At 70.7% G+C, this 7,279-nt stretch carries 7 protein-coding genes; 5 read left to right on the forward strand and 2 right to left on the reverse strand.

Features of this window, described 5'->3' with window-relative positions; translation table 11 throughout:
• From cax to D7X74_RS37005, 4 genes are all read left to right on the forward strand, one after another.
• Window positions 1–1,132 (forward strand): calcium/proton exchanger (gene cax, locus D7X74_RS36990; protein WP_199741982.1); only part of this gene is annotated, 1,132 nt, incomplete at its 5' end.
• Between the two features lie 7 nt (window positions 1,133–1,139).
• The gene (locus D7X74_RS36995) at window positions 1,140–2,066 is read left to right on the forward strand and encodes a DMT family transporter (RefSeq protein WP_120537690.1); all 927 of its coding nucleotides are present in this window, start codon (window positions 1,140–1,142) and stop codon (window positions 2,064–2,066) included.
• 75 nt (window positions 2,067–2,141) lie between these two features.
• A complete protein-coding gene (locus tag D7X74_RS37000) occupies window positions 2,142–3,116 on the forward strand; it encodes an MBL fold metallo-hydrolase (protein WP_120537691.1) in 975 nt (324 codons plus the stop codon).
• 46 nt (window positions 3,117–3,162) lie between these two features.
• On the forward strand, window positions 3,163–3,786 hold the full coding sequence (locus D7X74_RS37005; RefSeq protein WP_120537692.1) for an MOSC domain-containing protein: 624 nt from the start codon (window positions 3,163–3,165) through the stop codon (window positions 3,784–3,786).
• Window positions 3,787–3,807: 21 nt separating this feature from the next.
• Here the strand turns inward: D7X74_RS37005 and D7X74_RS37010 are convergent, their stop codons facing one another.
• Both D7X74_RS37010 and D7X74_RS37015 read right to left on the reverse strand, forming a co-directional pair.
• Complete coding sequence (locus D7X74_RS37010; protein ID WP_233595981.1) at window positions 3,808–5,118, reverse strand: DUF3943 domain-containing protein; 1,311 nt, start codon at window positions 5,116–5,118, stop codon at window positions 3,808–3,810.
• A gap of 396 nt (window positions 5,119–5,514) precedes the next feature.
• Window positions 5,515–6,993 (reverse strand): pentapeptide repeat-containing protein, encoded by a 1,479-nt coding sequence (locus D7X74_RS37015; RefSeq protein ID WP_199732973.1) that lies wholly within the window; start codon window positions 6,991–6,993, stop codon window positions 5,515–5,517.
• A 44-nt stretch (window positions 6,994–7,037) separates the two neighbouring features.
• On the opposite strand from D7X74_RS37015, the gene D7X74_RS37020 reads away from it, so the two are divergent.
• Window positions 7,038–7,279 (forward strand): S4 domain-containing protein (locus D7X74_RS37020; RefSeq protein WP_255424519.1); only part of this gene is annotated, 242 nt, incomplete at its 3' end.

Genomic DNA, 7,279 nt, shown 5'->3' on the forward strand with positions numbered 1-7,279 from the left:
GTCCGTCACCCCGCCGCCCCCTGGCACGCCGCCCTCCGCTGCCTCACCGGGCGGTGAGGACCCGGGCGGCTTCAACGTCGACCGCCTCTTCCTGGGGCTGCTGGCGGTGTTCTTCCCGCTGGCCGTCGCGTCGCACTTCTTCTTCCCGGGCACGTGGACGTTCGTCCTCTGCGCCATCGCGCTCGTCCCGCTGGCGCGCCTGATGGGCGAGGCCACGGAGGTCATCGCGCACAAGCTGGGCAGCGGCCTGGGCGGTTTGATGAACGCGTCGTTCGGCAACGCCGCGGAGCTCATCATCGCGCTGGCGGCGCTGCGCTCGGGGCATGGGGACGTGGTGAAGGCGTCCATCACCGGCGCCATCCTGGGCAACCTGCTCTTGGTGCTGGGCGCGGCCATCCTCGCGGGCGGCCTGAAGTACCCCCGGCAGACCTTCAACATGACGGCGGCGCTGTCCGGCTCCGCCATCATGTTCCTGGCGCTCACCGCCATGACCATCCCGGACCTGTTCCACGCGGTGCGCGGGCCGGCCGCGGAGCCCGTGCTCTTCCCCATGTCGGTGGCCATCTCCGTCATCCTGCTCATCGTCTACGCGCTGTCGCTGCTCTTCTCCCTGAAGACGCACGCGCACCTGTACGCGGGCGAGGAGCACGGCACGCCGGAGGAGATGCCCGGCTGGAGCACGAAGAAGGCCGCCATCGTCCTGCTGGCGGCGACGCTGGGCGTGGTGGTGGTGGCGGAGTTCCTGGTGCACGCCATCGAGCCGGCCATCGCCACGTTCGGCTTCACGCACACCTTCGTGGGCGTCATCATCATCGCCATCATCGGCAACGCGGCGGAGCACTCCACCGCCATCCTGATGGCGCTGAAGAACAAGATGGACCTGGCGTTCAACATCGCCTTCGAGTCCTCCAAGCAGATCGCCCTCTTCGTCGCGCCGGTGCTGGTGCTGGTGTCCATCCCCCTGGGCCAGCACCTGACGCTGGAGTTCAGCCACATGGAGGTCGCGGGCATCGCCATCGGCACGGGCGCCGCGGCGCTCATCGCGCTGGACGGCGAGTCCAACTGGCTGGAGGGCGTGATGCTGCTGGGCGTCTACGCCATCCTCGGCGTCGCGTTCTTCTTCATCCCGTAGGCACCCGGTGACGACTCCGGGCGGGGATGGAGCGCGGTGGCGGGCGGACGGGGCGCTGGTGCTCCTCTGCCTGTTCTGGGGCGTGACGTTCGTGGTGGTGAAGGACGCGCTCGCGTTCGCGGACCCCTTCACGTTCATCACCCTGCGCTTCGCGGTGGGCGCGGCCGTGATGGTCGCGCTCGCCGGCCGGCGGATGTTCGCGCCCGGCGTGTTGAGGAAGGGCGTGCTGCTGTCGGTGTTGCTGTTCCTGAGCTTCGCGCTCCAGACGGTGGGCCTGACGGACACCACGCCGTCGCGCGCGGCGTTCCTCACCGGGCTCAACGTCCTCTTCGTCCCGCTGTTCTCCGTGGTGCTGCACAAGCGCCTTCCCCGCTGGGGCACCATCGTGGGCGTGGTGCTGGCGGCGGTGGGCCTGTACGCGATGACGATGCAGGACGAAGGCCCGGTGCGGCCGGGGCACCTCTGGGGCCTGTACCTGGGGGACTGGCTGTCCATCGGGTGCGCGGCGACGTACGCGGGGCACATCCTGCTCACGGAGCGCTTCGCCTCGCGCGACGGCGTGCTGGGGCTGGTGGCGGTGCAGTTGTCGGGCGTGGCGCTGCTGTCCGCGCTGTGCCTGCCGTTCGTGGAGCGGCGGCTGGAGCCGACGCCCGCGCTCATCGGAGCGGTGCTGGCGTGCGGCGTGCTCGCGAGCGCGGTCGCCATTGGCGTGCAGACGTGGGGACAGGCGCGCACCACGGCGGTGCGCGCGGCGGTCATCTTCGCGCTGGAGCCGGTGTTCGCCTCTGTCGCTTCCGTCGCGGTGGGCCGCGAGGTGCTGGGGCCGCGCGAGTGGTTCGGCGGCGCGCTCATCCTCCTGGGCGTGCTCATCTCCGAATTGGGCCCGGTCGTGTGGGACGGATGGCGGGCGCGGGGCCGCCCGCCCGCCTCCTGAGCACCCGACGCGTGGGGTGACGCGTCCGGCGTGGGAGCGCGGGAGTCGGGAGCGCGCTATGACAGCGCCCATCCCATGAGCGTGGAGCTGAGACGAAACGGGCTGCACCTGACGGGCACGCCGCTGTCGCTGGACGCGAAGCGCAAGTCGCCCCTGTCCTTCGTCAGCCACGGGCACTCGGACCACATCGCCCGGCATGAGAGCACCATCGCCACGGCGGCCACGCTGCGCTTCATGGCCCACCGGCTGGGCCCGGTGCGCGCTCCGTTGTCGGTGCCGTTCCGCCGCCCCTTCGAATTGGGGACGCTGACGCTGGAGCTGCTGCCCGCGGGCCACATCCTGGGCAGCGCGCAGCTTCGCGTCACCCGCTCGGATGGCCGGCGCATCGTCTACACGGGGGATTTGAACACCGCGCCGTCGCTCACCGCGGAGGCCACGGAGGTGGCCACGTGCGACACGCTCGTCATCGAGTCCACCTTCGGCCACCCGCGCTACCGCTTCCCTCCGCGTCCAGAGGTGCTGGGGCAGGTGGAGACGTGGCTGCGCGCGCAGCTCACCCGGGGCGTGACGCCGGTGCTCTTGGGCTATCCGCTGGGCAAGAGCCAGGAGGCCATGAAGCACCTGGCCATCCGGGGCTTCCAGCTCGTCGCGCACCCGTCCATCTTCGAGGTGGCCGGGCTGTACGCGGAGCTGGGCGTCCCCATCGAGAACCTGCGCTGCTACGAGGGCCGGGTGGAGCCGGGCGAGGTGCTCTTCTTCCCGCCGCACCTGGCGCGCGGTGGGGGATTGGCGCCCCTCTGGCCCCGGGCGACGGCGGTGCTCACCGGCTGGGCCATGGACCCGGGCGGCGCGCGGCGCTACGGCGCGGACGTGGCCTTCCCGCTGTCGGACCACGCGGACTTCCCGTCGTTGATGCGCTACGTGAAGGACACCGGGGCCCGGGACGTCATCACCTGCCACGGGTTCGCGGAGGAGCTGGCCCAGGCGCTGCGGGACGTGGGCACGGATGCCCGCCCGCTGGGCAAGCCACAGCAGATGACCTTGTTCTGAGCGGGCTCTGTTTTGCCGCGCCGAAGCGTTAGAACGGTCGCCCGATATGACCGCACCCGCTCCCTCGCTCTCCGGCCATCTTGCCAACGTGCTGCTGTGCACGGACCCTGAGAAGAAGCGCTTCGTCACCCGGGAGGTGCCCGAGGTGCAGGTGTCCTTCGAGGGCTTCGTGGGGGACCGGCACGCGGGCCTCACGCGGCTCGCGGACGTGCGCACGCCGTGGTTCCCCAAGGGCACGGTCATCCGCAACACGCGGCAGGTGTCGGTGGTGTCGCGCGAGGAATTGGCGGAGGTCGCTGCCACCATGGGCATCCCCAACGTGCTGGCCTCCTGGCTGGGCGCGAACCTGGAGCTCGTCGGGGTGCCCCGGCTGACGCACCTGCCGCCGGGCACGCGGCTGTTCTTCCCGGAAGAGGCCACGCTGGTGATGGAAGGGGAGAACCAGCCCTGCATCCACCCGGGGCGTGCCATCGAGGCGCACCACCCGGACATGAAAGGGCTGGCCAGCCGCTTCGTGAAGGCGGCGTGGCAGAAGCGCGGGCTGGTGGGCTGGGTGGAGCGTCCGGGCCTCATCCGCGCGGGGGATGAGGTGCGCGTGATGCTGCCGCCGCCCGTGACGTACTCGCTGCCCGCCGCGCCGGTGGAAGCGAAGCGCGAACAGGTGGGCTGAAGGCCCTTGCTCCCGTCCGCTTCAGTGGACGGAGATGAAGACGCGCAGTTGGTAGGTGTCCTTCCTCACGTCCGGGAAGGCGTTGAAGCGGCTGTGGCGCTGGTAGAAGTTCGCCTCCCCGCCCAGGCCCAGCCGCCGGTACACGGGCAGGTCCACCTGGAGCTGCCCGGTGCGCACCTGGTGCGAGCCATTGGAGCCGTCCAGCACCAGGGTGTGGGCGACGCCCGCCTCCAGCGTGACGACGTCCCACGTGTCGCGCGCGTAGACGGCCTGGACCTGGAAGCCGCCTCCGACGCCGTAGTCGTAGCGGCGGTTCCTGGCGCTGCTGTGCTCGGAGGAGATGGCGGTGAGGGGGGCGCCGTCCGCCAGCAGCATCGTCTTCAGCGTGGAGCGGGCGGTGAGCTGGTGCCGGTACAGCAGGCCCACGTCCAGGGACTGGCCACCCATCTCGTACGCCAGCGTGTCCACGTAGCTCATCTGCTGCAACACGGCCAGGCGCAGCTCGTCGCGCTCGGTGCGCAGCAGCGGCTTCGCCACGAGCAGGCCCTGCAGCCGGGCGTGGCTCACCAGGTTGCTCTCCTGGGTGGTGAACTGGATCCGCGCTTCGAAGGCGTCGAACGGACGATGGTGTTCGCCCTGGAAGGCGTCCCCGTAGCGCAGGGAGAACTCGGCGAAGAACTGGTCTTCGCCCCAGGCCAGGGATTCGCCGTCGCCCAGCTTCAGGTACCCCAGCGTCCCCCAACTGGCGAGCGTGCCTGGCGTCCACGACGGGGGCTTGGGCTCCTTGCGGGACACGTCGCCGCGCAGCACGCGGTTGAAGCCGCGCACGGGGCTGAGCACGCCCGCGCCCAGCTCGCGCACGAAGCGCCTGCCCCCGGTGGCCTCGGTGTCGAGCACCAGGGAGGACAGCCGGTAGAGCGCTTCACCCATGGCCGCGCCGCCCAGGGTGGTGTTGATGAGGTCGTTGAAGGAGGGCGGCAGGTTCTCCCCGAACAGCTCCCACTGGAGGCTGCCCAGCAGCGTGAAGGGCAGGGAGCCCACGTACGAGAAGCCGTTGTCCCGCGCGGCCGTGAAGTAGAGGCTGCCGTGGTAGGGGTGCGCGATCTGGTTCTCGGGGAACCCGTCTCCGTCCCAGACGAAGCCCGTGCGCAGGTTCTCCTTCCACGTGTGCAGGTCCACCCGGGCATACTCCTTGCCCACCACCCGGTCATAGCCCCACACCACCAGGTTGACGGCGGTGACCTCCGCCAACGCGCGCCAGGGATGACGGGTGGGCGGTGTGGCCTGCGCGACAGGCCCCTCCTTCAGCGGGGCATCCGCGGGCCGCGTCACGGCCTCCTCACAGCCGGGTTCGCTGAGGAGGCCAAGCCGTTGCGCGCACTCCGCCCCTCGCGCGGTGGAGCCCAGCAGGCCAAACGCCAGCAGCGCGCCCCGGAACGCCCAGGGGCTCCGGCCTCCGCCGCCTCGCGCTGCGCCTCCGCTTCGCCCCATCGCCTCCGCCCACGCCCCGGAAAAGCCGCCTGCCCCTCGCGCCGCCACGCCGCGAACTCCAACGGTAGGCAGTCACGCACCCGAAAGCGTCCCCGCCTCCAGGGGCGGGGGGATGACGGGAATCCCGCGCGCCGGCCACGCGCCTCGGCCGGAAAAGCAGAAGGCCCGGCACGAAGCGCCTTGCGCGCTCCGACCGGGCCTGCCTTGCCTCACCTCCGCGTCACGGAGGTGGGGGACTCACGCGTCCGGCGACTGGACGATGAGCTTCTCCTTGCCGCACACGTCGCACCGCACGTGCACGAACAGGTCGCCATCGCTGTCCTCGGGCACCTCACCCTCGGGCACGCCCAGCTCCGCCTTGGCCAGCGCCGCCACCTTGGTGGGGATGTCCTGCGCCTTGAGCGACTGCACGTAGGTCATCTCGCGCTCGTGGCACTCGCGCGTCTCCGGACCGGTGAGCCAGGAGGGCTCCATGCCCTCGGGCAGCCGGCTCAAGAGCTCCAGGTTCGACACCGACTCCGCCAGGTACGCCAGCCGTCGCAGCCGCGCCTCCTCCGGCAGGGCCGCGAACACCTGGAAGCCCTCCAGCAGCGCCTGCCGGTCATCGCCGGTGGCCGCCTGCGCCAGCTCCATGGACGCCTCGCTCGACTCCAGCGCCTCGTCCCAGTTGTTCTCCGGGTTGAAGCCCGCCTCCAGCAGCGACGTGTAGAGCTGGGCTGCCGCCATGCGACGGCGGGCCTCGTGCACGTGCTCCACCACCTCGTGCGTCAGGCGCAGCTCCAGCAGCGCGCCCGTGGTGCGCGGATCAATGGAGCCCGTGATGTCATCCACCTCCACCTCCGCGCGCAGCTCGCCCTTGAGCTGCTTGGCGGCGGCGAAGCGGAACAGGGGCAGCACGCCCACCTCGCGCAGGTACACCGCCGCGACGTTGGCCTCCTTGCCGCTCATGCGCAGCGCCTTCTGCGCGCGCTCCACCGCGCCGGGGTCCGCCGCGGGCTTCTTGTTCTCCAGCCGCGTCTTCACCGCCTCGCGGTAGAGCGTCTCCAGGGAGCTTCCCGGAGGCAGCCGCTGGGGCAGCAGGGGCCGCAGGCCCGGCACGTCCAGCACCCAGAGCGGGGGCGCGCCCACGTGCTTGAGCGCCCGGAAGAAGAGCGAGCCCGGCGGATCCTGCGGGCGGAAGGGGGGCAGGTCGTCCGGGTGCGCCGGGTTCGAGCCCTCCATCGCGTTGCCGCCACCGTGGCTCTGGCCCAGCATCTTCTCGCGCTGTTCGCGCGTGAAGGCCGTGATGCCCTGGACCGGCGGGGGCGGGGGCGGCGGGGCCTCCTCGCCGTCCAGGCCCGTCACGCGGTCCATGTCCACGTCGTCCAGCTCCAGGTCGTCCAGACCCTTGGCGCCGGTGAAGTCGCATCGCAGGAGCTTGAGTTTTTCGAAGGTACAGCCTTCCAGGTTGGCGCCGCGGAAGTCGCAGTCCTGCAGGCGGCCTCCGTGGAAGTAGGCGTTGGAGAGGTCGGCGTCCCGGAAGTTCATCTTCGACAGGTCACAGCGCTCCCACTCGGAGCCCACCAGTCCGAGCCCGGACAGGTCGGCGTTGGCGGAGAACAGCTGCGTGAACGTGGCGCCGGTATGGTCGGTGGCCACCTGGGACGACTTGCGCAGCTTGTTCCACTCTGCGGAGCCGCTCTGGAGCAGCTTCTCGATAGTTGGGGCTTTCGGCATGGACCGCGAATTATTCGTGTGGTCTGGTCCAGGCGCCAGCACAAATGATCGAGTACCGAATTGAAGCCGACACCGTCGGGATGCGGCTGGACAAGCACCTGCGCAAGCGGATGCCCAACGTCCCGGTCAGTCACCTCTTCAAGATGATCCGCACCAAGAAGGTGCGGGTGAACGGCAAGCGCGCGCAGCCGGAGCAGTTGCTCGCCGAAGGAGACGTGCTCACCATCCGCGGCACCGAAGAGCAGCTCACCCTCGCGGAGCGTCCGAAATCGGACCGTCCGCCCCC

Source organism: Corallococcus sp. CA047B, assembly GCF_003612065.1.
Lineage (GTDB): Bacteria > Myxococcota > Myxococcia > Myxococcales > Myxococcaceae > Corallococcus > Corallococcus praedator.